Origin of the sequence: Moorena bouillonii PNG, from assembly GCF_001942495.1 — a bacterium.
Taxonomy (GTDB): Bacteria; Cyanobacteriota; Cyanobacteriia; order Cyanobacteriales; family Coleofasciculaceae; genus Moorena; species Moorena bouillonii.
In genome coordinates this window covers 7,331,845-7,356,496 of sequence record NZ_MKZS01000001.1, presented here as the reverse complement: position 1 = coordinate 7,356,496, position 24,652 = coordinate 7,331,845, and the positions used below count along the sequence as shown (strand labels likewise).

Annotated in this window: 19 protein-coding genes; 11 read left to right on the top strand and 8 right to left on the bottom strand. The window is 44.8% G+C overall.

The features are described from left to right. Window positions 1-103 precede the first annotated feature (103 nt). Both recG and BJP37_RS29960 read right to left on the bottom strand, forming a co-directional pair. The gene (recG, locus tag BJP37_RS29965) at window positions 104-2,590 is read right to left on the bottom strand and encodes an ATP-dependent DNA helicase RecG (RefSeq protein WP_075904358.1); all 2,487 of its coding nucleotides are present in this window, start codon (window positions 2,588-2,590) and stop codon (window positions 104-106) included. A gap of 44 nt (window positions 2,591-2,634) precedes the next feature. Beyond that, window positions 2,635-3,540, bottom strand: coding sequence for a hypothetical protein (locus BJP37_RS29960; protein WP_081431379.1), 906 nt, complete (start codon window positions 3,538-3,540; stop codon window positions 2,635-2,637). Window positions 3,541-4,638: 1,098 nt separating this feature from the next. On the opposite strand from BJP37_RS29960, the gene BJP37_RS29955 reads away from it, so the two are divergent. From BJP37_RS29955 to BJP37_RS29940, 4 genes are all read left to right on the top strand, one after another. Further along, complete coding sequence (locus BJP37_RS29955) at window positions 4,639-6,096, top strand: ammonium transporter (protein ID WP_075906599.1); 1,458 nt, start codon at window positions 4,639-4,641, stop codon at window positions 6,094-6,096. Between the two features lie 134 nt (window positions 6,097-6,230). Next, a complete protein-coding gene (locus tag BJP37_RS29950; protein ID WP_075904354.1) occupies window positions 6,231-7,100 on the top strand; it encodes a GDSL-type esterase/lipase family protein in 870 nt (289 codons plus the stop codon). A gap of 127 nt (window positions 7,101-7,227) precedes the next feature. After that, the gene (locus BJP37_RS29945) at window positions 7,228-8,436 is read left to right on the top strand and encodes a 4-hydroxy-3-methylbut-2-enyl diphosphate reductase (protein ID WP_075904352.1); all 1,209 of its coding nucleotides are present in this window, start codon (window positions 7,228-7,230) and stop codon (window positions 8,434-8,436) included. 367 nt (window positions 8,437-8,803) lie between these two features. Then, entirely contained in the window at window positions 8,804-9,127 is a 324-nt protein-coding gene (locus BJP37_RS29940; RefSeq protein ID WP_075904350.1) for a DUF433 domain-containing protein, read from the top strand. A 165-nt stretch (window positions 9,128-9,292) separates the two neighbouring features. Here BJP37_RS29940 and BJP37_RS29935 read toward each other — a convergent pair whose 3' ends face one another. Then, the gene (locus BJP37_RS29935; RefSeq protein WP_330359473.1) at window positions 9,293-10,468 is read right to left on the bottom strand and encodes an LptF/LptG family permease; all 1,176 of its coding nucleotides are present in this window, start codon (window positions 10,466-10,468) and stop codon (window positions 9,293-9,295) included. Between the two features lie 254 nt (window positions 10,469-10,722). Between BJP37_RS29935 and BJP37_RS29930 the strand changes: the two genes are divergently transcribed. After that, window positions 10,723-12,438, top strand: coding sequence for an ArnT family glycosyltransferase (locus BJP37_RS29930; RefSeq protein ID WP_075906597.1), 1,716 nt, complete (start codon window positions 10,723-10,725; stop codon window positions 12,436-12,438). Window positions 12,439-12,466: 28 nt separating this feature from the next. Here BJP37_RS29930 and BJP37_RS29925 read toward each other — a convergent pair whose 3' ends face one another. The 3 genes from BJP37_RS29925 to BJP37_RS29915 all read right to left on the bottom strand — a co-directional run bounded on the left by BJP37_RS29925 (window position 12,467) and on the right by BJP37_RS29915 (window position 14,581). Continuing rightward, window positions 12,467-12,757: a hypothetical protein gene (locus BJP37_RS29925; RefSeq protein WP_075904345.1), complete on the bottom strand. Its 291-nt coding sequence runs from the start codon at window positions 12,755-12,757 to the stop codon at window positions 12,467-12,469. Window positions 12,758-13,331: 574 nt separating this feature from the next. After that, window positions 13,332-13,826 carry an anthrone oxygenase family protein gene (locus BJP37_RS29920; RefSeq protein WP_075904343.1) on the bottom strand — a complete coding sequence of 165 codons (495 nt, stop codon included), beginning with the start codon at window positions 13,824-13,826 and terminating at the stop codon, window positions 13,332-13,334. A gap of 125 nt (window positions 13,827-13,951) precedes the next feature. After that, complete coding sequence (locus BJP37_RS29915) at window positions 13,952-14,581, bottom strand: NAD(P)-dependent oxidoreductase (RefSeq protein WP_075904340.1); 630 nt, start codon at window positions 14,579-14,581, stop codon at window positions 13,952-13,954. A 322-nt stretch (window positions 14,582-14,903) separates the two neighbouring features. Here BJP37_RS29915 and BJP37_RS29910 point away from each other — a divergent pair, with 322 nt between their 5' ends. From BJP37_RS29910 to clpB, 3 genes are all read left to right on the top strand, one after another. Further along, window positions 14,904-15,776, top strand: a complete 873-nt coding sequence (locus tag BJP37_RS29910) for a helix-turn-helix domain-containing protein (protein ID WP_075904338.1) — start codon at window positions 14,904-14,906, stop codon at window positions 15,774-15,776. 36 nt (window positions 15,777-15,812) lie between these two features. Beyond that, window positions 15,813-16,544, top strand: coding sequence for a Uma2 family endonuclease (locus tag BJP37_RS29905; RefSeq protein WP_075904336.1), 732 nt, complete (start codon window positions 15,813-15,815; stop codon window positions 16,542-16,544). Between the two features lie 154 nt (window positions 16,545-16,698). Continuing rightward, complete coding sequence (clpB, locus tag BJP37_RS29900; protein WP_075904333.1) at window positions 16,699-19,371, top strand: ATP-dependent chaperone ClpB; 2,673 nt, start codon at window positions 16,699-16,701, stop codon at window positions 19,369-19,371. A gap of 138 nt (window positions 19,372-19,509) precedes the next feature. On the opposite strand, the gene BJP37_RS44055 is transcribed toward clpB, so the two are convergent. Continuing rightward, window positions 19,510-19,644 (bottom strand): hypothetical protein, encoded by a 135-nt coding sequence (locus BJP37_RS44055; protein WP_269087089.1) that lies wholly within the window; start codon window positions 19,642-19,644, stop codon window positions 19,510-19,512. A 193-nt stretch (window positions 19,645-19,837) separates the two neighbouring features. Here BJP37_RS44055 and BJP37_RS29895 point away from each other — a divergent pair, with 193 nt between their 5' ends. The 3 genes from BJP37_RS29895 to BJP37_RS29890 all read left to right on the top strand — a co-directional run bounded on the left by BJP37_RS29895 (window position 19,838) and on the right by BJP37_RS29890 (window position 24,232). Beyond that, complete coding sequence (locus tag BJP37_RS29895) at window positions 19,838-20,596, top strand: phosphoadenylyl-sulfate reductase (protein WP_198954344.1); 759 nt, start codon at window positions 19,838-19,840, stop codon at window positions 20,594-20,596. Window positions 20,597-20,635: 39 nt separating this feature from the next. Continuing rightward, complete coding sequence (locus BJP37_RS37770) at window positions 20,636-20,854, top strand: hypothetical protein (RefSeq protein WP_143727863.1); 219 nt, start codon at window positions 20,636-20,638, stop codon at window positions 20,852-20,854. A gap of 75 nt (window positions 20,855-20,929) precedes the next feature. Next, window positions 20,930-24,232 carry a HEAT repeat domain-containing protein gene (locus BJP37_RS29890; protein WP_229415489.1) on the top strand — a complete coding sequence of 1,101 codons (3,303 nt, stop codon included), beginning with the start codon at window positions 20,930-20,932 and terminating at the stop codon, window positions 24,230-24,232. Here the strand turns inward: BJP37_RS29890 and BJP37_RS29885 are convergent. Continuing rightward, window positions 24,204-24,638, bottom strand: a complete 435-nt coding sequence (locus BJP37_RS29885; protein WP_081431378.1) for a hypothetical protein — start codon at window positions 24,636-24,638, stop codon at window positions 24,204-24,206. The genes BJP37_RS29890 and BJP37_RS29885 overlap by 29 nt on opposite strands. Window positions 24,639-24,652: the final 14 nt, after the last annotated feature.

Sequence of the window (24,652 nt, the reverse complement as noted above, 5' to 3'; positions counted from 1 at the left end):
TACTCCCTACTCCCTACTCCCTACTCCCTACTCCCTACTCCCTACTCCCTACTCCCTACTCCCTACTCCCTGTTCCCTAATTCTGAAACAATTCTATGGTAAATTAAGTCATAATCGTCCCATCCATTAACCACTGATACCGATACTCTAACTCAACTTTCATTAAAGGGTAATTCTCCAATATCTCATCCTGAAGAATAATCTTTTCGGCTGCATCCCGGGCCAAAGTTAATACCTCTTGGTCTTCTACCAAACTAGCTAGAGCAAAATCTGCTAAACCGGATTGGCGCTTACCTAAAACTTCCCCAGGACCACGAAAACGCATATCCATTTCTGAGATAAAAAAGCCATCCTGGGACTGTTCTAATACCCCCAAACGTTGTCTGGCTGTTTCAGTATTAGAACCACTGACTAAAAGACAATAAGATTTGTCAGAACCTCGACCGACACGACCCCGTAATTGGTGTAACTGAGATAACCCAAACCGTTCTGCATTTTCAATCATCATTACAGTAGCATTGGGTACATCCACACCCACTTCAATCACGGTAGTTGAAACAATAATTTGGCTCTTGTTATCCCGAAAGGCACTGAGCGCTTTATCTTTATCGGCTGAACTCATCCGACCATGAAGTAACCCAACTTTAAATTCTGGAAATATACTTTCAGAAAGTCGTTTATGCTCCTCAATTGCTGAGCGTAAATCTAATTTTTCCGATTCCTCAATTAAGGGCAATACCATATAAGCTTGCCGTCCTTGAGCCACTTCTCGACGAATCAGGTCATAGGCATGTTTCCTCTCTTTAGCCCTTAGCACAGTGGTCTGAATCTTCTGACGACCAGGGGGCAATTCATCAATCTGACTCACATCCAAATCCCCGTGGAGGGTTAGCGCTAGGGTTCTCGGAATTGGTGTGGCGGTCAGAGTCAGCACATGGGGAGATTGACCTTTTTCCTGTAAACGAGCCCGTTGTTTTACCCCAAAGCGATGCTGTTCATCAATCACTACTAAACCCAAATTGTTGAAGTTCACTGGGTCTTGAATCAAAGCATGGGTTCCGACCAACAAAGGAAGTTCTCCTGTTTCTAGCTCGGAATGAATTTTTCGACGCTTGGAAACTTTAGTGGAACCTGTTAGTAATTCAACGGGAAGGTGTAGTAAATTGAACCAATTTACTAACTTACGATAGTGCTGTTCAGCTAATACTTCAGTAGGAGCCATCAAAGCGGCTTGGTACCCCGATTGGATGGCGGCTAGAATAGCATAAACTGCCACAATAGTTTTACCGGAACCAACATCTCCTTGGACCAACCGATTCATGGGTGTCTCTGATTCCATATCCTTGAGAATTTCATTGATGACTCGTGTCTGAGCCCCAGTTAATTCAAACGGAAGCAGTTGATTAAATTGGTCAAAGAGTTTACCAATCGGAGCCATAACCGCACTGCTTTGACTTTTACGCTGAGCTTGGCGGCGCTTGAGAAATCCTAGCTGTAAGTAGAAAAATTCATCAAAGACTAAGCGCCTTCTAGCATCAGCAAGGGTGTCTGGATCTTGGGGAAAATGAATGTTTGCGATCGCATCAGAAACCCCCATCAACCCATATTCTTTACGAAAGTTTACTGGCAAGGGTTCCTTAATCAAAGACGTGTAGGGAAGTGCAGCAATTATTGCCCGCCTTACCAAGTCAGCTGGTACCCCTTCTGTTAGGGAATAAACCGGTACAACTCGACCTATTTTCATCGAGTCAATGCTACCCCCTGGATGCTCTAATACTTCCAGTTCCGGGTCTTCTAGGGTAATCCCATATTTATTTTTCTTTACCAAACCTGAGGCAGCTACCACTGCTCCCACTGGATACCGCCGCTTTTGTTGATACTGCCAGCTACGATTACTGTAACGAAAGCCAGCAAAAAAACGACTGAGCTTAATTTGACCAGTAGAGTCTTTTAAGACTATATCTAAAATAGTTAATTTTTTATTACGGGGGCTACTGAAGCAGTTACAGCGCTTCACCGTACCCATGATAGTGACTGTTTCACCAGGTACTAAGTCAGCCATATTAACCTGACGGGCATAGTTAATATGATCACGGGGGTAGTAATATAGCAAGTCACGCACTTTGTGCAGACCCAGACGTGCTAAATACTCACTGTTTTTACTACCCACCCCTGCCAACTTAGCCAGTGGTAGGTCAAGGTTTTTTTTGCTACCAAGCTCTGATGATGCCTGTTGTTTCTCCAGCAAGGGCTTGGTTTTAGGCACTCTGACCATAGGATGTTCTGTTTGAGATTTATTTTCAACTAAACGGCGTTGAGTGTTCTGCTTGAGGTCGTTGAGAAAACGGCGAGTATCAGCTACCAGATGTTGCCTTTGCTGTAGCGTCATCTGAGAATAACGGGCAAACTGATTGCCGATGTCCTGCCAACGCCGTTTCTCAGTTGATGTTAGGACATTAGGAGTCTTACCAAAACTGAGGCAGAGGAATTCACTAAAGCGGTATTGATTCCCTTCCAAATCAGTAAAGCCAACTCTTGCTTCTACCGACAGGGCTTTTTGCAATCGCACCCAATCTGGTAATTCGGTCATTGGTCATTGGTCATTGGTCATTAGTCATTGGTAATTACCTCAGTTTAATCCTCAAACCAGCTGGCACGCCATGCTGCTTCGGCTTGAGCAATTGCCTTTTGCCGCTGTTTTTTGTAATACTCTCGCTTCAGTTGACTCATTTTACCTAATAGATCTCTAATTTTATTACGTCCAGGGGTCAAGTTGGGGTCAGCAAATTCTATCTCAGATAAACGCAGCTTAATGGCAATAATACGGGTTAATCTGGATTCATCTGTTTCGCCATCACCTTTAGTTTCCATCATTATTTTGATAATATTGGGAGATTCAGCCGTTTCGACCGCAGATGCTTCTACTTTTGCTGCTGCTTCTAGGATTTCTTGGGGAAATTTGTCTGGTATAATCGAAAATTTATGCAAGAGCCGATTAGTTTCCACAGAGACATCTTGAATTGTTTTGTTGATCCCACTCTCTAATTGCTTGAGCCATTGCTCCAGTTTCTCTATGCTATTTCGTGGTTTACTCCTTAACTCAGCTGCTGGTGATGGCTCGGTGAGAGCATTAAAAAATGGAGAGTCTTCTGTAGATGAAGGCATTTCAGAGTCATCACCAGAGTCATCACCAGAGTCATTACCAAAGTCCCCAGAGTCATTACCAAAGTCTCCACCAAAGTCACCAGTAGTAGCTGACCTTGACTCTTGCCACTGTTCTAGGAGTGATGGTAACTGTTGTTGAGTCTCTTGAGCCAGCTTTCGTAGGGATTGCTGTAACTGTTGCCTACTGTTAACCGACAAATTTAGAAAAGACTCAGGATACCCTTGAGTACAAATCCGATAGGCAGCCATAATCAGCTGTTGCCCAACGCATTGACCTAAAAAGGTCAAATAGTTAGAGTATGTTGTTTGGAATTCTTTTGTCAAACTGGTGATGGCTTCCTCTAAGGCTGCCAATTCCTGGTCAATTCGATTCACTGCTCTTATCTATACAATTCCATAGTTCATCCGTTGAGCATATCAAATACATGCCTAGTCTACAGTATGCCCATTTTTATAGTTGTACCACGTTCGGTTTCTACCCCTAGGAGTGTCAAATTCTCGTTCGGCCAACTCCACAGCCAACTCCACAGCCAATTAGATCCCCAACTAGACGTTGCATCTGCCTAGTTTTGAATACTCTGATTTTTTGGGAACAAACAGTATATATTGATACAGAAGTCTAACAGGAAAAGATCTTAGATCAAAGCACCTCAAAGACAAAACGATCAATTAGTCAATCACCCCACCTGATCCGAAAGGATGTAAGTGGGGTTCTAAAGACGTAAGACTTTCTTAGAGTTGACTAGTCCATTGAGTGTTTAGCTATAGAATTACCCAGTTCGGATTATCGGCAAACTTTCGTGAGCATTAGTGCGTGGTAGTTGGGACATCTTGCTAAAGCCTAGGGGAATAATCACTTTTACACGAAAGGTTGATCACCATGTATCGTGTACCAATATTATCCAAATTGCTTGATCAATTTTCTACCAATAAAACACGGTTACTCAAACCTAGAACTGGATTAATTTGTAAACCGTTAGTTGGAGGTGCAGCATCTCACAGCGGGCTGAGTGCGAGAAAGTGGCGTTCGCACTTTGAAATCCCCTTAACCAGGTAACTCTACCAATGTAGAGGGTGTATCCTGCAGAAAAATTTCATTAAAAATTTCATTAAGAAATATTTAATGAAATTTTTCAAATAATGCTTTAATTCCCTTGACTATAGTCCCAGTTATTTGTAAGGTTTTGTCTTAAGACGAGGCTTTAGCTGCAGAAACTCCCTGATTACTGGCGCAGACAGGGGTCTAGCATCTAGCAATCAGGTATGTAAAGGTAGCAGGGTGAGGTCATGATGAGTCCTTCAAAAACGATGGACTCTTAGGTTTCGGTGGCTAATTTTACAATTTGTTTACTGAAGTTTCTCAGTGTGAGGAAGTGTATCTAAAACAGAGGTAAGTTAACACTTATTATGACAATTTCAAAATCTCAGCGAACAATGAAAAACAAAGGAACCCTAGTAAAATCTAGGCGACCTATGGCTCACCAAGCCTCCCGTTTAGAGCCATTTAAAGCGATCGCAAAATCCTTTTCCCCTTACTGGCTCGCCTGTATTCCTCTGACAGGGATAATTGTTCTAGTTTGGCATACAGCTGCTGTTGCCCAGGATAGTGCCGGACCTACCCCAGAAGAAATTCAGGGCACTCTTAATGCTATCTGGATATTAGTAGCTGCGATCCTAGTTATCTTCATGAATGCCGGATTCGGAATGCTAGAAACCGGCTTCTGCCGCCAGAAGAATGCGGTTAATATTCTCGCGAAAAACCTAATTGTCTTTGCCTTAGCAACTATTTCGTTTTGGGCAATTGGTTTCTCCTTTATGTTCGGCAAAGGCAACGCATTTATTGGGCTGTCGGGCTTTTTCCTAAGCAGTGAAGACCCCACTACCTATGGGTTAGATCCATTTCCAGCCGGTCTACCGATATCGGTATTTTTCCTATTCCAAGCTGCCTTTGCTGGAACTGCTGCCACCATCGTGTCCGGTGCGGTTGCTGAACGGATTAAGTTCCTAGACTTCTTAATTTTCAGCATCCTGATTGTTGGGGTATCCTACTCCATCACTGGACACTGGGTTTGGAGCAGTGATGGTTGGCTTGGTGGCATGGGATTCTCAGACTTTGCTGGCTCAACCGTGGTTCACTCCGTTGGTGGCTGGGCGGCTTTGATGGGAGCTGCCTTCCTCGGACCCCGTAGCGGTAAGTACGAAAACGGTGAACCTCGTGCTATCCCAGGTCACAACATGAGTATTGCCACTCTTGGTTGCTTGATTCTCTGGATCGGCTGGTTTGGCTTCAATCCCGGTTCTGAACTAGCTGCTAGTGAGGCAGTTCCCTATATTGCGGTGACCACTAACCTAGCCGCAGCAGCTGGTGGGATTACTGCTACCTTGACGGCTTGGCTAAAAGATGGTAAGCCAGACCTGTCCATGATCATCAATGGAATTTTGGCTGGATTAGTGGCAATTACGGCTCCCTGTAATAATGTCAGCTATTTCTCAGCAGTTATTATTGGTGCTATTGGTGGCATCATCGTTGTATTCTCGGTTTCCTTCTTTGACAACATCAAAATTGATGACCCAGTAGGGGCAATTTCAGTCCACTTGGTCAATGGTATCTGGGGAACCCTAGCCGTTGGACTTTTCGCTAAAGATTCAGGTCTGTTCACCGCTGGTAGTCCTGGTCAGCTTGGCACCCAAATCCTGGGTATTCTAGCGATTGGGGGCTTCACGGTGCTGTTTAGTGGCATCCTCTGGTTCGTGCTCAAACTAACCCTCGGTATCCGGGTGACACCAGAAGAAGAACTGGAAGGCTTGGATATTGCCGAACACGGTATGGAAGCTTACGCTGGATTTGTCAAGGAATCCAGTGTGATCCCTAGTTCTAGCATGGGTAACTTCAGTAGTACTACAGACATGGCTAGTAGCTCTGAATTTTAGCGTTTTGCTGACATGGCCGATTTCTTTTAACTAGGTTTTGTTAATAGTTAACAGTTAACTGTTAACAGTTAACTGTTAACTGATGGTATTACCTTTGCCTTCAGGGATGTTAGAAAGGAAATAATGCCAATTTTTTGTTCATTGAATTGAAGCGTTGTCCACCTTGGGCTTTAATATCCCTTGCTGCCAATGGGTTTATGATTGTGACTCTGACCTGGGTACTACTTGGTGAGTATCACCAGTCAAAGTCAGATCCAGTTAGCCATCCTGTGGTGACTACCCGAATTTTAAATCCTACCCCTGAGCCAGTAATTGAATTAGGGCCACGACATCAGTTAAATTACCAACAATGGGTGGCACTGCTGGAGAAGGAAGCTCAGGTAGTGGCTAATCAAGAACCGGAACAGTTAACAGTCCTACTGGGAGATTCTCTAAGCCTATGGTTTCCCAACAAGCTGCTACCCCCAAAACGCTACTGGCTTAATCAAGGACTGTCTGGGGAAACCTCAGCAGGGTTGCTCAAGCGCTTAGATATTTTGGATCAGACTAAGCCAGAAGCAATTTTTGTGATGATTGGCATCAATGACCTAATTCGGGGGGTCAAGGATGAAGCAATTCTAGAAAACCAACGGCTAACGATTCGCTACTTGCGGCGAGCCCATACCGAAACTAAGATTGTCCTTCAATCGATTTTGCCCCATGGTGCTGAACAGGCAACCTGGGAAGGACGCGATCGCTTACTTACTATCCCCAACAGTCGCATCCAAAATCTGAACCAGCAGCTAAAAGCGATCGCTCACGCAGAAGGAGCGATTTATCTAAATCTCTATCCCCTCTTTGCGGATAATCAGGGCAACCTGCAACCTGAGCTTAGTACCGATGGCTTGCATCTGAGTCCCCAAGGTTACTTAGTCTGGCGCTATGGTTTACAAATCTTTGAGGAACTTATCCTCCAAGAAGGATTAGCTATTCCGATAGCAAAGGGGACAGGGAGCAGGGAGTAGGGAGCAGGGAGTAGGAAAAAAAATTATCAGAATTTATTTAGGATTGCTATAGTAACTGAGGTCACGGTTGATTGAAAGTAAATTAATAATAGCAGTGATTAACAAGTAATTTGCTTAAGATAGCTCCATGGATACAAAAGCTTTCAAGCGCTCACTCCAAAAATCAGATAACTACCACCGCAAAGGATTTGGTCACGAAGCCGAAGTTACCTCTCAGTTGGAATCGGAATATCAAAGTAGTCTGATTGAAGAGATTCGTGCCAAGAACTATCGGCTGCAACAGGGAGATGTGACCATCCGACTAGCAGAAGCATTTGGCTTTTGCTGGGGTGTAGAGCGAGCTGTAGCCATGGCTTATGAAACCCGCACCCACTTCCCCAATGAACAGATCTGGATTACCAATGAAATTATTCACAACCCCTCTGTTAACCAGCGTTTGCGGGAAATGTCAGTAGGATTTATTGCTGTTGAGGATGGCAAGAAAGACTTCTCTGTTGTCGGTGCTGGGGATGTAGTTATTTTACCAGCATTTGGTGCTAGTGTTCAGGAAATGCAGCTACTCCACGACAAAGACTGCAAGATTGTAGATACTACCTGTCCCTGGGTGTCCAAAGTGTGGAACACGGTAGAAAAGCATAAGAAAAAAGAGTACACTTCCATTATTCACGGCAAATATAAACACGAGGAAACCGTAGCAACGAGTTCCTTTGCCGGAAAATATCTAGTGGTGCTAAATCTACAAGAAGCGGAATACGTTGCCAACTACATTCTCAATGGTGGTAACCGGGAGGAATTTCTCGATAAATTTAAAAACGCTATCTCCGCTGGCTTTGACCCAGAGGAGGATTTAGAGCAGATTGGGATTGCCAACCAAACTACTATGCTCAAGACCGAGACCGAACAGATCGGCAAACTTTTTGAGCGCACCATGATGAAGAAATATGGTACGTCTAATTTAAACGATCACTTCCAAAGCTTCAATACCATCTGTGATGCCACCCAAGAACGGCAGGATGCCATGTTGGAGCTAGTGGAAGAAAAGCTAGACTTGATGATTGTGATTGGTGGCTTTAATTCTTCCAATACCACTCACCTGCAAGAAATTGCGATTGAGCGACAACTACCATCCTATCACATTGACAGTGTCAACCGGATTATTTCTGCTGATGAAATCGAGCATAAACCCCTACATCAGGAGGTGGAAGTAGCACGAAATTGGCTTCCCTCTGGTTCGATAGTAGTAGGAGTAACCTCTGGAGCGTCTACTCCTGATCGGGTAGTAGAAGATGTAATCAATAAGATTTTTGAACTGAAGATAACTGCTGTAGCAGTTTAAGAATAACTGGGATTAGTTAAAATTGAAAATTTCAACTGGTTAATAGCCATTGATTATTTTCAATTTTAACAATTTTGTAAGCATTCAGATCTAAGCTCATGCGCTACGCGCACGCTACGCGAACAGCCTAATGCTTACGTGCCTCGATATCGATCCTGGGGATGCTAAAAAACGATTGGATTCTTACCAGGAAAACAATGGTCAAAAGTTTGATTTATCCCTAGCAATCACGTTTCCATTATAAACGAATAGGTTGACTTAAAAAAAATAATAACGGTAAAATTAAATGTAGTTTACATCTACTTAAAAATTGTATTCGCGCCTCATATTTTTTTTTTAAAACTTTTTTTATTAATTGCAAATTGCCATGGAAATCCAAGACTACTTCGACTTCCTAGCCTCTGACGACATTCGCATCAAAGGTAGCCGCATTGGTATCGAAAGCGTCCTCTACGAATATATCTACCGCGCCAGAGCCCCTGAAGAAATTACCCAACAATTTGACACCATTACCTTAGAACAGGTTCATGCCACTATTCTCTACTATCTACACAACAAAGAAGAGGTCAGCGCTTACTTAGCTGACTGGCTAGAGTTTTGCCGCCAACAACGAGAAGAACAAAAACAGAATCCTTCTCCTGCACGACAGAGGTTCCGGCAATTGAAAGCAGAAGCCGCTCTGGAGCGATAGTCATCCCAACAGAATTTTAAATTAACATCCAAGGTGATAAATTTAATGTAAGTATTAGGCTGAATACTGACGATCGTACTTATGAGGTAAAATCAATTTTATTTCCCCGACTCCCGACTCCCGACTCCCGACTCCCGACTCCCGACTCCCTACTTTAAATTCCCATCAACCATTACCCTCCAATCGCCACAATAACCATCCTCCTGCTCCAAAACCGAATAAATTAGGTAACCAGGCGGCTAGAACTGGGGAGAGAATTCCCGCTATACCAAAACCTCCGATCACAAAGCTCAGTAAGTAGTAGCCAAAAATTACAATTAAACACACCCCAAAGCTAGTCCCTTTGCTGATTCGTTTAGGTCGAATACTCATGCTTGCTCCCACTAAGCCAAAGATTATACAAATGAATGGAAAAGCAATTTTTTGTTGCATCCGCACTTGCAGCATCCGGAGTTTTTTGCGATCGCCAGCTCCCTTTAGCAACTGGATCATTTCTATGGATTGAAGAATATTCATCTCATAGGGGTCACGGGCTTTAGTGACTAAATCAAGGGGCGCTCTAGGAAATGGAATTTCTTGATGATCAAAGGTTACTATTTTCCGAAAAGAGGTTTTAGGACTAATGAAATAAATTGACCCATGGGAACAATCCCAGGTATTTTGCTTAGAGTTCCAACGGGCTGATTCCGATAGAATAATTTTATTCAACTTGCCCTGATTAGACCACTCCAAGACAGTCATATCTTTCATGCTCTGACCATCAAATCGATTTGCGTAGAATAAGCGTTTGAGTGTCTGAGTAGTTGTGCCATTGGGTTGGGGAAAAGTGTGATACTCTGGATAGATAATACCGTTTTCCTCGAAAGCGGGTTTTTCCTCATTAAGAGCTTTTTCTAAAGTTATAGTTGCCTGGTAGTTAGCGGCTGGAACAATTAATTCATTGAAGAGGAAAGTGATTCCCGTGACAATTAGGCTGAGAACTAGAGCAGGGGCAACTAGTCGGTATAAACTCACACCACAGCTGCGCAGGGCAATTAACTCACTGTCATTACTCAAGCGAGAATATGCTATTAGTGTAGCGAGCAGTACTGATATGGGTAAGGCATAGGAAATAAACTCAGGAAACTTCAACACCACGACTTGGGCAGCAATTGTCCAGGATAGTCCTAACTCAGTGATTTTGACTACCATATCAAACAGGCTACCCACAGCGACACCAATAGATGAAAACCCGCCAACACCAAATAGAAACGGTGGGATGAGTTCAGCAGCGATGTAGCGATCCATCACTGATAAGCTAGGAAAAACGAATTTGAGGAAGTAAGGTTTGCCCAGTTTCACTCTTCTTTAGTGGTTAGAGTTCTAAAAAACATAGAAAGCAATTTCATGGCTTTTGTTGCTAAGTTTTCCCCAATCCAGTAAACCTACCATGTCTTTTAGCGCGAGTATCTGTAAAATCTAATAATTATCATAATTATGAGGTACACATTATTTTTTTTATCCCTACTACCTACTCCCTACTCCCTACTCCCTACTCCCTACTCCCTAAAATCAAGTAATTTGTACCTCATAAAATTAAAAAATAATAGATTATGATGCCTAATGCCCTGAAACGGTTGTCTCAACATCAATTTGTACTTGGTTGGCTGCTAGGGGGGCTACTGTTTCGGTGTATCATTGCTTTTTGGCTTTACCCTGGTATTGATGAAGCCTATTACTATGTCTATACCCTGCATCTAGACTGGAGTTATTTTGATCACCCAGTTTTAGTTGCCCTGACTACTGGCTTTGGGACTTGGATAACGGGAGAGGTTTCCCAATTCACTATTCGTCTGGGTTCCCTGATTTTGTATACAGGTAGCTTATTGCTACTGTATCTGACTAGCACTCATCTATTTAACACCAAAGCGGCTCGATTGACATTAGCGATCGCTACCATTATTCCGATTTTTCAAATTGGCTTTGGTGTGCTTACCCTACCCGATAGTCCCCTGATATTTTTCTGGTCAGCTAGTTTGTTATGTGCTGCTTACGAATTTTTTCCCGTAAGAGCGAAACATTCAAGGAAAAAATTATCTAGTAAACTATCTACTAAACCCAATAGTTTATATTCCAATACTCCACACCCTAACCCCCACACCCTAACCCCTATCTCTGGTTCATACCGACCTAGCTATCGGTTAGCACTCCTAGGTATTTTAGTAGGTTTAGCTTGTCTAGGTAAATATCATGGCTTTGTTTTAGGCTTAGGATTAGTTGGTTTTTGCTTAACGAGTCCACGTCATCGTTGTGCATTATTGTCACCTTGGACATGGCTAGGTTTAATCTTATTTATCATAACTATTTTTCCAATTTGGTACTGGAATATACAGCATGATTGGATATCCTTTACTTTCCATTTATCCACCCGTTTTCAACCAGAGCCAGAGGTACCTCAGCAGGGCTACAATTGGCTAAATGTATTAGTGATAGTTTTATCTGGGATAGCTTATCTTTTCCCTACGATGGCATTGCCCATGTGGTGGGTGAGTTTGCGATCGCTACTTGCTCAATTTACCGGGTATAGCAAGACATCAAAATTGGAGTCAAGATTGATCCTATGGGTATCCCTACCCCTAGTTCTAGGCTTTACCCTCTTAGCAGGATATCACCAAATTTTGCCCACTTGGCCGATGCCAGGATTTTGGGGGATAACCTTACTACTAGGGCAACAGGCGCAACAGTGGCAAATGCGTTCGCCCAACGGCGGGCACATCCTGTCATCGCGCCGTTGGGTAAACCGATGGCTAAAGGGTTCAGCCATAGCAATAGCTAGCTTATTATTGTTTGTGCTGCTGCATATCACTACAGGAACACTGCAACAATCCGGTCACTATGCTTTACTTGGGGGTTTTGTCTCTCCCAAGGATGACCCCTCTACAGAACTGATTGATATTCAGCAACTGCGACAAGGATTTGCTGAGTCTCCTGTCCTGAGTGAGGCATTACAAACGTCTAGCTTTGTCTTTAGTAATGGGTATTATATCAGTGGGATCGTAGCGATGGCGATTAGTCCCCTGACCTCTACACCAATTACCTGCTTGGGAGAGGATATGCGTGGTTTTATGGTCTGGTTCCAGCCTGAGCAATGGTTGGGTAAAGATGGATTATACGTTACTCTGGAGCGATTTCAAGAGTTGACAGATAGCTATCGAGCTTATTTTCAGGATATGCAGGAAATAGGGACAGTGACGATTCGACGGGCTGGAGCAGTCACAGAGGTTTTTCATGTGTATTGGGCGACTAAGATGGTCAAGCCTTACCCTAGATAAGTGCTCGAATCATTTACAGATCTAGGATTCAAGCTTTTCTCAGTCGCTCTGCACGGATACAGCCTCCCTCCCAATCCCACTTCGGGTTAGATTCATTTGGCTTATATTGCGCCCAAGTATTGCCACTCTCATCCTGATACAAGACTGTAATCTCGGCAGTAGCTCTACTTCCCCAAGGTGCTTTTACTCTAATCTGGTCTTGGCACTGGAAAACTTCACCCTCAGAATTAGTAAAGCTCTTGAGTGCGATTTGGGGTTTGCGCTCAATCGGGGGTATTTTTTTGATGACTAATTTTTTTGGCGGCTCAGATGTAGTCAAGTTTCTTGAGGAATTGTAGTATCTATTACTTTCTTCTATTGTAGACGCTACATACCAGCAAGTCGCAAGGGGGGCAAGTTGGTAAGTAATCAGGGGTTAGTAGACAGTAGGCAAAAGTATCACAAAGCTTGGCCATTGCCTCAAGTAATTTGCTATACTTTAACTATGAAATTAGTGCCATGACCTTGTCTCAATTAAACAAATTTCCCGAAAACCAAGGGTTTTGTAGTGACATTGGATCTGGTTGACGCACTTTTATGATGGCGCACGAGGAATATTTCTTTGTGAAGCGCGGAGATACCCCCTGGCTGAGCAATCAGCTTGCATTGGCGGGCTAAAGTTTATCTTGGTAGACTTTGGTAGCTGAAAAGTATCGGTATTGACATCTGAGCTAAAAACATCCATACTTCCAAGCAAATGCCATTATCTATCCTGGCAGGCTATATGGGTACTGTGTATACATAGAAAGCCAAACGAGAAAAAGAGCCTGGAACGAAGCTACACTCCCCTATCGGATGAGTGTAGCTTCGTTCGTCATTCCAAATCGCCCTTTGCGATGGCACTTCGTGCCCGCCTAAGGGCGAACGCAAAGCGAAATTGTAAACAGCATTGCTGCCAAAAATGCTGCTACCGTCCGAACATGGTTCCAAAATGTCCAATCCGTCAGGAATCTTGCCCATAGCGTTGTAGCTTCAGTACTATTTGGCGTGACGATAGCAAGGGCATCATTCAGGGGGATATTACAGGCGAAGGTCACGCCGATGGTACCAATCAAATAAAGCAGAGTACCGGCCAGCCAATACACAGCACCCGGTTGATGCCACTGCAGCAGTAACGAAATAGTTAGCAATGTGCAAGCAACAGCTGTTCCGAGAAATGCCATCATAAACCACGGATTGATCACAGTGATATTAATGGATTGCATGGTAGCAATACCTTGTGCTGGTGGTTGCTGACCCAGAGCCTTCATCACAAAGGTCGAAAAGGCGAAGAAGATGCCAGCGGCCAGACCACTGCCGATTGCCGTTAACAGCATTAGAGAAAAGCGGAAGTTGTGAACAGTTACCATAAAGCCTCCTGGAAATTTTCGTGTTATTTGAAAGTCTTTAATATCTGAGCAGTCAGCCGTCAGCCGTCAGCCGTCAGCCGTCAGTTGTTGGCTGATAGCTGACCGCTGACCGCTGAATACTTACTTCAATACGACAAACTTGGTGTCTGGTGAATATACTTGTCATCTGCAAGTTGCTTCACTATGAAGTCAGCAACATCAGCACGAGAAATTTTGAGTTTTGATGTCTTATCGTTACTTGGAAAGCCGTGTCGGTAGTTGCCAGTGCGATTCCCATCTACAAAGGCTCCAGGACGAACAATTGTCCAGTCTAGACCGCTTTGGAAAACATAGTTCTCTTGCCTTTGATGATCCGCAAACACGTTCCGTAACAGGAATCCAAACATGATATACTTCCAGAAAAAGTTCAGATTTTCCCAACTATCTCCGGCTCCAAGGGTTGATTGGCAGATAAAGCGTCGGATTCCTGCTTTATCCATGGCGTGAATGATCTGTTGTGTCCCCTCTGACCGGATTGTCCCTGTCATCTTCTGACCTGCTCCGAGTACACACACCACTGCTTCTTGACCTTGGACCGCCTTCTCCACTGATGGCAGATCCATAACATCCCCCTGAACAACCTTGAGATTTGTGTGGTTGATATCTAGCTTGGCGGGATTCCGTGCAAATGCCGTGACCCTGTGTCCCTGCTCAAGAGCCTGTTCCACAACCTGACGACCTGTAGCACCGGTTGAACCAAAAATAAGTATATTCATCTTCTTGATACTTTCTGCTTAACAATCACCCTTACAGCTTAGAAAGGCGATTGATGCTAAGCTGTCTAGTTCTTGTGGTACTATCAAAATCTTGCGATCCATTTTCACGTTTTTGCTGAAAACTAGCCCAACCTGAATATAATCAGAACTAAAGCATTCAGCGGTCAGCGGTCAGCGGTCAGCGGTTAGCTTTCCATAACTCAGATTCAAAAGCTTCCTAGCCCATAACCACATCAAGTAACCTGCCCATTAGCTGATAGCTGATAGCTGATAACTGATAGCTGATAGCTTAGATCAGAACTAGACGCACTGGAGTTGGATAATGAAAAATCCTGCTATCCAACAGCCTCAAACAAATGACTTATCCCAGAAGTCTCGCCAAACTCAATCCTGGGAAAATATTCGAGTCCAACACTTCCAACATCCTGCTGGAGAGGGAAATTGTCATTACAATGAAGAACATACCCTTTCTATCTCCCTTGCTCCTCGTCCCGTTCGCTTGCTGCAAATTCAGGCCGGGAAAACCTACACAGGGCTGTATAAAAAAGGAGACATGTCCATTACCCCTGCCAAGACACCGTTTTTTGCTCGGTGGGACAGTGATGATAATTACTTGCAGATTCGGCTTAAATCTCAGTTTATTCAAAGCGTTGCTAGCCAAACCCTAGAACAGAATCCCGATCGGCTAGAATTACTGCCTGAATTTCGGACTCGCAATCCACAGATTGAAGCGATCGCAATCATGCTACTTACTGAACTTCAACAGGAATCTTCAGGCAGCACACTTTATATTGATTCTTTGGCTAACGTCTTGGCAGTGAATTTACTGAGGCAGCACGCAGCTACCAAACCTCAGTTGCCAATTTACCAGGGTGGCTTACCCCTGCGTCAACTCCAGCGAATTATAGATTATATTGATACACATTTAGATCAAGATATTAAACTGGCAGAATTAGCTCGATTGCTAGACATGAGCCAATTTCACTTCAGCCGTCTATTTAAGCAGTCAATCGGCATGTCTCCCTACCAATACTTGATTCAGCAACGGGTAGAACGGGCGAAGCAGTTGTTGAAAGAAAAAGACCGATTAATTGTAGACATTGCCTTAGAGTGTGGGTTCAACAGCCACAGCCACTTAAGCAAAAAGTTTCGACAATTTACCGGCATGACACCGACAGCATACAGAGCACATTAGTCCTCTTCTCGTGAGTATCCCCTTCGGAAACCAACCATGATACAGTATGACCCATTGCAGTATTTACCCTCTGCAGAAGAGCTACCAGATTCCGACGATACCCCTGTGGATAATGAATTACAAATCCTAATTCCCACTCTATTAAGAGCAGTACTATCTTGGCTGTGGTCAGAGCGCCAAGATTGGTTCCTAGGGGTCAACATGGGAGTTTACTATAAACCTAAAGAACCGGCTATTGTCCCTGATGGTTTCCTAAGTTTGGGGGTAGTGCGACGTAAGAGTGCAAAGGGAAGGCTCAGCTATGTCCTATGGGAAGAAAATTATATCGTTCCCCAATGGGTGTTAGAAGTTGTTTCTCAAACCCCAGGGGGTGAGTATGACCAGAAGCTGGAAAAATACGCTCAACTAGGAGTACTCAATTACACCATTTATAACCCCCACCATTGGCGACGGGATAAGCATGAGCCCTTTGAAGTGTATCGCTTGGTAGACGGGGAATATATCAGACAATCCGGTGAACTGATAGAGATACCAGAACTAGGCTTGTTAATTGGACGAGAACAAGGGATATACCAGGGATGGCAACGAGAATGGTTATACTGGTACGATTACCTTGGAAATCGGTTATTGACACCAGAGCAAATTGCACAACAGGAACATCAACGAGCTCAACAGGAATATCAACGAGCACAACAGGAACATCAACGAGCTCAACGGTTAGCGGATTATCTTAAAACAATGGGGATTGATCCAGACACCCTACCGTGAATGGCAATCCTAACCGTCAACCTTTGATAAACTTTTGATTGATCAAAATCTACCGTTGATTAATTTAAAACCCGACTTTCCGGATAGAGAGTAAAAGGGATTGCTATACTAACCACAGCATAAGATGGTAAAAAAGCGAGATTTGTTGTAGGATATGCAGCCCACTGACGCCAACAAGTTTACTGATAAAGCCTGGGAAGCGATTGTTAAATCTCAAGATGTCGCCCGTCGCTGCAAAAATCAACAGCTGGAAGTCGAACACGTTGCGATCGCATTGTTGGAACAAGATGGGCTACCCAATCGGATTCTATCCCGTGTCACTGTTGATGTTAACCGGTTTCAGCAACAACTGGAAAATTTTGCGACGCGCCAACCTAAAGTCGCTAACCTAGACCAATTGTACCTGGGTCGTGGTTTGGATGTGATGCTCGATAATGCGGAAGCCTATCGCAAGACTTTGGAGGATGAGTATATTGCAGTAGAACATCTGTTACTGGGTTTAGCGGTGGATGAACGGGTAGGACGCCGCTTGCTCAAAACCTATAACCAGGATGCCGCCAAGCTCGAAGAGGCCATTAAAGCCATCCGAGGCTCTCAAAAGGTCACAGACCAAAATCCCGAATCCCGTTACGAAGCCTTGGAAAAATACGGGCGGGATTTGACCGAAGCCGCTCAAGCCGGAAAACTTGACCCAGTGATTGGTCGGGATGAGGAAATTCGTCGGGTGGTTCAGGTGCTCTCTCGTCGGTCGAAAAATAATCCCGTGTTGATTGGAGAGCCAGGGGTAGGAAAAACTGCGATCGCAGAAGGACTAGCCCAACGAATTGTGAATGGGGATGTCCCAGAATCCCTCAAAAACCGCCAGCTGATTTCCTTAGATATGGGCAGCTTGATTGCAGGTGCTAAATATCGGGGGGAATTTGAAGACCGACTTAGAGCTGTACTCAGGGAAGTGACCCACTCAGATGGTCAAATTGTCCTGTTTATCGATGAATTGCACACCGTAGTCGGAGCTGGTGCTAGCGGTGGCACTATGGATGCAGGGAATTTACTCAAACCAATGCTAGCTCGGGGAGAATTGCGTTGTATTGGAGCAACTACCCTTGATGAATACCGGAAGCATATTGAAAAGGATGCTGCTCTAGAACGTAGGTTTCAGCAAGTCTATGTTAAGCAACCAACTGTAGAAGACACCATTTCGATTTTGCGGGGACTCAAAGAACGCTATGAAGTCCATCACGGGGTTAATATAACCGACTCAGCCTTGGTAGCAGCAGCTACCTTATCCCAGCGCTATATTACTGACCGATTTTTACCCGATAAAGCCATTGATTTGGTAGATGAGGCCGCAGCCAAAATCAAAATGGAAATTACCTCCAAGCCAGTGGAATTGGAAGCGACTGACCGCAGGCTGATGCAGCTGGAAATGGAAAAGTTATCTCTAGAAGGGGAAGATAAGCGAACTAGTACCACCACCGCCACCTATAGTTCTGCCCAAGAACGGTTAGAGCGCATTGAAAAGGAAATATTGGTTTTACGGGGAAAACAAGAACAACTCAATAAACAATGGCAATCGGAAAAGCAACTTTTACAAGACATCAGTGCCTTAAAAGAGGAAGAAGAACACTTAAGGGTACAAGTGGAACAGGCAGAACGGAATTATGACCTGAATAAGGCAGCCCAGCTAAAATATGGCAAATTAGAAGCTTTACAGCGGGACCGGGAAGCCAAAGAGAGTATGATGTTGGAACTCCAATCCGGGGGTACTGCTATGTTGCGAGAACAAGTCAGTGAATCCGATATTGCCGAAATTGTGGCTAAATGGACCGGTATTCCCCTGAAGCGATTGCTGGAATCAGAGCGCCAGAAGTTATTACAGCTCGAAGGACATTTACATAAACGGGTGATTGGGCAAACAGAAGCCGTTTCCGCTGTAGCTGCTGCCATTCGTCGCGCTAGAGCAGGGATGAAAGATCCCGGGCGTCCCATTGGTTCCTTCTTGTTTATGGGACCAACTGGGGTCGGTAAAACTGAATTAGCTAGAGCACTGGCACAGTTTCTGTTTGACAGTGAAGAAGCTCTGGTGCGGATTGATATGTCCGAGTATATGGAAAAACACGCAGTTTCTCGGTTAGTAGGTGCCCCACCAGGATATGTAGGGTATGAAGAAGGAGGACAACTGTCAGAGTCCGTGCGTAGGCGTCCTTACTCAGTAGTATTGCTCGATGAGGTGGAAAAGGCACACCGGGATGTATTTAACATTTTGTTACAGGTACTTGACGACGGACGAATTACCGACTCCCAAGGCAGAACCGTCGATTTCCGGAATACCATTATTGTCATGACCAGCAATATTGGCAGTGAGCATATTTTGGGAGTAGCTGGGGATGATTCCAAGTATGAAGAAATGCGCAAACGAGTGACAGAGTCCTTGCGATCGCATTTTCGCCCAGAATTTGTGAACCGGGTCGATGATGTGATCATATTCCATACCCTAACCAGGGATGAATTGCGGAAAATTGTCGGGATTCAACTCAAACGGATTGAGCGGCTGTTGGCAGAGCAAAAGATTACCCTGGCAATGTCCGAGCAAGCTCAAGATTATCTGACCGACGCTGGATATGATCCCGTCTATGGTGCTCGTCCCTTAAAGCGGGCAATTCAGCGGGAGTTAGAAAATCCCATTGCTACTAAGATTTTAGAAAATATGTTTATCGAAGGGGATACCATTTTCATTGATTGTGGAGATCAGGGGCTTACATTTAGTAATAAAGTACCCAGTAAACCAGTAACAGCTAGTGAATCAGTTGTTCCAGCGGTTAGTTAAGAGCAGGGAGCAGGGAGCAGGGAATAGGGAGCAGGGAACAGGGAACAGGGAACAGGGAACAGGGGGAAGAGTTTGGGTTACCGGCATCTGCACTTTCAAAGCTCCGTGGAAACTAGGGATCCCCCCTAACCCCCCTTATTAAGGGGGGGACACAACCGTTGCTGATCTGACTCCCCACACTTCCCACACTCCCCACACTTCCCACACTTCCCACACTTCCCACACTTCCCACACTCCCCACCCTCTTGCCTCTTGCCTCTTGCCTCTCCCCAAAGAGATTATTCACGAATAAACTACCATAGCAATATATCCAGAGTACAAACAAGACACTACCACCATGCCGCGACTGAATCTGATCGCTTCTGATCAAGCTTCTGGAAATCAACAGGCTGCACCTATCGAAAGCCGTGATCACTTCGATGGGAATGGGAAAACAAAGCAGCCTCAATCTCAGCAGTCAGACCCCATGACCGGGGTAACATCAAACCAAATTGAGCTGGATTTGGAAGCAGTGAATCAGCAACTTGCTGAGGCTAGCCCTACCAAAATCGTAGAATGGGCAGCTGAAACCTTTGGTGATGGCTTAGTGATGAGTAGCAGCTTTGGGATCCAGTCAGCGGTCATGCTGCACTTGGTCACTACTGTGGTGCCAGATATACCAGTAATTTGGGTAGATACGGGCTACCTACCGGTGAAAACCTATCGATTTGCCGAGGAGTTGATCGAACGGCTCAACTTGAATGTGAAAGTGTACCAGTCTGCCATGAGTCCAGCACGGATGGAAGCGTTGTATGACAGACTCTGGGAAAAGCAGGATGTAGAATCCCTCAACCGCTACGACCAGATCCGCAAGGTGGAACCAATGCAGCGCGCTTTGCGGGAACTGAAGGCAACGGGATGGTTAGCAGGATTGCGCAAGCAACAGACTGACCACCGCAAGACTATGGGCTGGGTTAACAAGCAGGCAGAGCAGTATAAGATTTTGCCAATTCTTAACTGGAACTCTAGGGATATCTATCAGTATCTCACCGCTCATGATTTACCCTATCATCCTATGTTTGATGAGGGTTATACAACCGTCGGTGATTGGCATTCCAGCCGACCTTTATCCTTTGATGATCAGGATGAACGGGATACCCGTTTTCATGGCCTTAAGCAAGAGTGTGGTATACACTTGCCTGAAACTCCTGGTGAAGCCGCAAGTCTTGATTCTAGTTCGCTTTAATTTTAATAGGGAGTAGGGAGTAGGGAGTAGGGAATTAGAATGCGATTGACCTTTGGTCACGCTACGCGAACGCATTCTATTCCGATAATGCCTCTACAACTAATCGGTAGAACTGGCATCAAGCCAGTTTGCTGGGGGCATCAGGCGTGGAACTGGCATCTTGCCAGTTTGCTACAGTCTAGAAATAATGCGATTGACCTTTGGTCACGCTACGCGAACGCATTCTATTCCGATAATGCCTCTACAACTAATCGGTAGAACTGGCATCAAGCCAGTTTGCTACTATCACAGATGCGATCGCATACTAGTTTATAGTGCCTCTACAACTAATTGGTGGAACTGGCATCAAGCCAGTTTGCTACTATCACAGACGCGATCGCACTCTACTTCAATAGTGCCTCTACAATCATGCGATTGACCTTTGGTCACGCTACGCGAACGCATTCTGCTTCAACCTTCAACCTTCAACCTTTAACCTTGGCCTTTGGCCACGCTACGCGAACAACCTTTAACCCCATTCAACCTTCAACCTTCAACATGGTCACTTGGGATCCCTATCTAGCATCAATCCGTAACACCTACGCCCAAAGGTGGCAAGCTTATACCCCGAGCGATGTCGAAGGCCGCAAGCGCAAGCAGCAACAGACCCCTGGATTGTTCAACTTTGACCTAATGGTGCAAACCATCAAGTCGGAGCAGCCAGAAAGAAACCAAAATCGAGAAGAAACTGAACGCTTGCCTATCCTAGAAGGATTGCGCAAGTATGCTGATGACCATGTATTACTGGTGGGACGTCCGGGTTCCGGCAAATCCACAGCCTTAGTGCAATTGCTGGCAGATGAGGGGATACAAGGGAAAATTCCGGTGCTGGTGGAACTGCGATATTACCAGACATCGGTGCTGGAGTTAGTGCGGAATTTTCTGAAACGCCATGGTGTATGGCTCGACTCCACCGAGGAGATCGAAAGACTACTGTTTAAAGGGCAATTCTGGTTACTGATCGATGGCGTGAACGAGCTACCGTCAGAAGCAGCACGCTCCGATTTGACTCAGTTTCGGCAGGATTACCAGAAGACTACTCCCATGATTTTCACCACCAGGGATTTAGGAGTTGGTGGTGACTTGGGGATTCAGAAGAAGTTGGAAATGCAACCTTTGAGTGCAGACCAAATGTCGGAGTTTGTCCGCAAGTATTTGCCTCAACAGGGAGAGCAGATGCTTAACCAATTGGGCGATCGCTTACGGGAGTTTGGGCAAACCCCCCTACTATTGTGGATGCTATGTTCCCTATTTAAGTCTAGAGGTAAGATACCGTCTAATCTCGGTTTAGTGTTTCGCTTCTTTACCCAGTCCTATTCTCAGGAAATCAAGCAAGATGTTAAGGTTTCCGATAATAACTCAAGAAAATTTTGGCCTGACCTGCTGCAACAGTTAGGGTTTGTGATGACAACAGGGGATAACCCTGATAAACCCGAGGAGATCAACGTTGCTATTACCAAGACCAAAGCCGAAGAAATTTTAACTAATTATCTACTTAAGAAAGCTGTTGTTAATCCTAATGTTTACGCCAAGACTTGGCTTGATGACTTGCTCAACCATCACTTGATTCAACAATCAGGAGAGTTGATTGAGTTTCGACACCAACTGATCCAAGAATACTATACAGCAGAATATTTATTGAAGCAATTACCACGTCTTAGTGATCAGCAGCTGCAACAGAACTATCTCAATTATTTGAAATGGACAGAAACTCTGGTGCTAATGCTACAATTGGTAGACAATAAAAAGCAAGCAAACCGGGTGGTAAGGTTAGGGTTAGATGTGGATGGGCAATTGGGAGCCAGATTAGCAGGAGCAGTAAAACCCAAGTTTCAGGAAGATACTGTCGGGTTGGTGGCTCGGTTAGAGATTCCGAAGTTACTTAAGGTTGAGCTGTTGGGAATAACTGGATCAGAAAAAGCGATACCTGAGCTAAGTAAATGCCTAGATTATGACGACTCTTGGGTGCGTATGAGTGCGACATTTGCTCTTGAAAAAATCGGCACAGAAGCCGCTATAAACCCCTTAATTAAATTGCTGGATCATGACGACTATTGGGTGCGTATGAGTGCGGCATTTGCTCTGGGAAAAATCGGGACAGAAGCCACCATCGACCCCTTAATTAAATTGCTGGATGATGACAACTCTAATGTGCGTATGAGTGCGGCAGATGCTCTGGGAGAAATCGGGACAGAAGCCACCATCGACCCCTTAATTAAATTACTGGATGATGACAACTTTTGGGTGCGTATTCGTGCGGCAGCTGCTCTGGTAAATACGGTAGATGCTCTGAGAAATATCGGGACAGAAGCCACCATCGACCCCTTAATTAAATTGCTGCATGATGACAACTCTTGGGTGCGTAGGAGTGCGGCAAATGCTCTGAAAAAAATCGGGACAGAAGCCACGATTCCTAAACTAATGAATCTGCTGAACAACGAAGAATTTGCAGCAACTAATGATAAAGATCTTTTTAAGAGAATTATAAATATCATTAACGCCATTCAAGAGCGCTACCAAGTCTACAACCCAACCTATCGTCCCAAACCTACTCCCAAACCCAATACTCCTAAACCAATTACCAATCAAACCACATACATCCTCCACCTCTCGGACCTCCACATCACCACCCCTGATCAAGCTAGCCGTTGGTCAAACCAACTCGCCCAAGACCTGGCCCAAGACCTTCAAATCCCTCACCTTGATGCTCTTATCCTCTCCGGTGATATCGCGAATTATTCCACTGAACAAGAATACCAGGCTGCACAACAGTTTCTCCACAACCTCCGCCAAGACTTCCCCCTAGACCCGAAGCAAATTGTTCTAGTTCCCGGTAACCATGACCTCAATTGGACACTATCAGAGGATGCTTATGATTTACGCGATCGCACAAAAGACCATGATAAACTCCAAGACGGTGACTACATCAAAGTCACTGATCAGGTGATTCGAGTCCGAGATGAAGCTAAATACCAACAACGGTTTGCCCACTTCAGCCAATTCTATCAAGCTATCAAAACTGAACCCTATCCCCTCGACTATGACCAGCAAGCCATTATCCACCATTTCCCAGACCAAAACTTGCTGATTCTAGGACTAAACTCCGCTTGGCAACTGGATCACCACTTCAAAGACCGTGCTAGCATTCACTCAGGTGCTCTAACCAACGCCCTCAGAGAGATTCGCGGTAATCCAAACTACCACAACTGCCTGAAAATAGCGGTTTGGCACCATCCCCTCAATAGTGCTGGAAGCGATAGGATTACCGACCAAGGATTCATCGAACAACTAGCCGTTGCTGAATTCCGCTTCTTCCTCCACGGACATATCCACAAAGCTGAAACCAGTCTTTTCCGTTACGACCTCAGTCCAGATGGGCGAAAACTCGATGGAATTTGTGCTGGCACCTTTGGGGCACCCACCCTTGAACTAAGAACTGGTTATCCCTGGCAATATAATCTACTGACATTTGAAGGTAATCAGCTCACTGTCTACACTCGCCGCCGGGAAGAAGCCAATGGTGCTTGGAAACCTGATTCACGGTGGACTCAGGGTCCGGGAGAAGGTGCTAAAGATCATTATTCCATTGAGTTGTAGGAAGTCGGGAGTGATGTTGTGCCAATAGCTGTTCAAATTCCTCAAGGGAGTTACTCTTAAGAGAGATATCAATCAATTGTTTCAACACAGAGATATCTTCTATGGCATTAATCGCTGCCACCAATTCTGGTGATACGGATTCAAAGTGATTTTGTAAAATTTTAACTACTGTCTCTTGTAAGCCTTCCCGATATTCTTGAAGTCCTTGTTGAAGTCCTTGTTGAAATCCTTGTTGAAATCCTTTTTCAAAACCCCTCTTCATTGCCCTTTCTTCGACTCGACTAATTAAAGGCATCTGTCTTTCCTCCTGATAACGTTCAAGTTGGGTGCATCTGATTAAAGCTGTTTGACCCGGTGGGTGGAATGGTAATCTTGGTGGAACGGGCATCAGGCGTGGAACGGGCATCTTGCCCGTCTCCT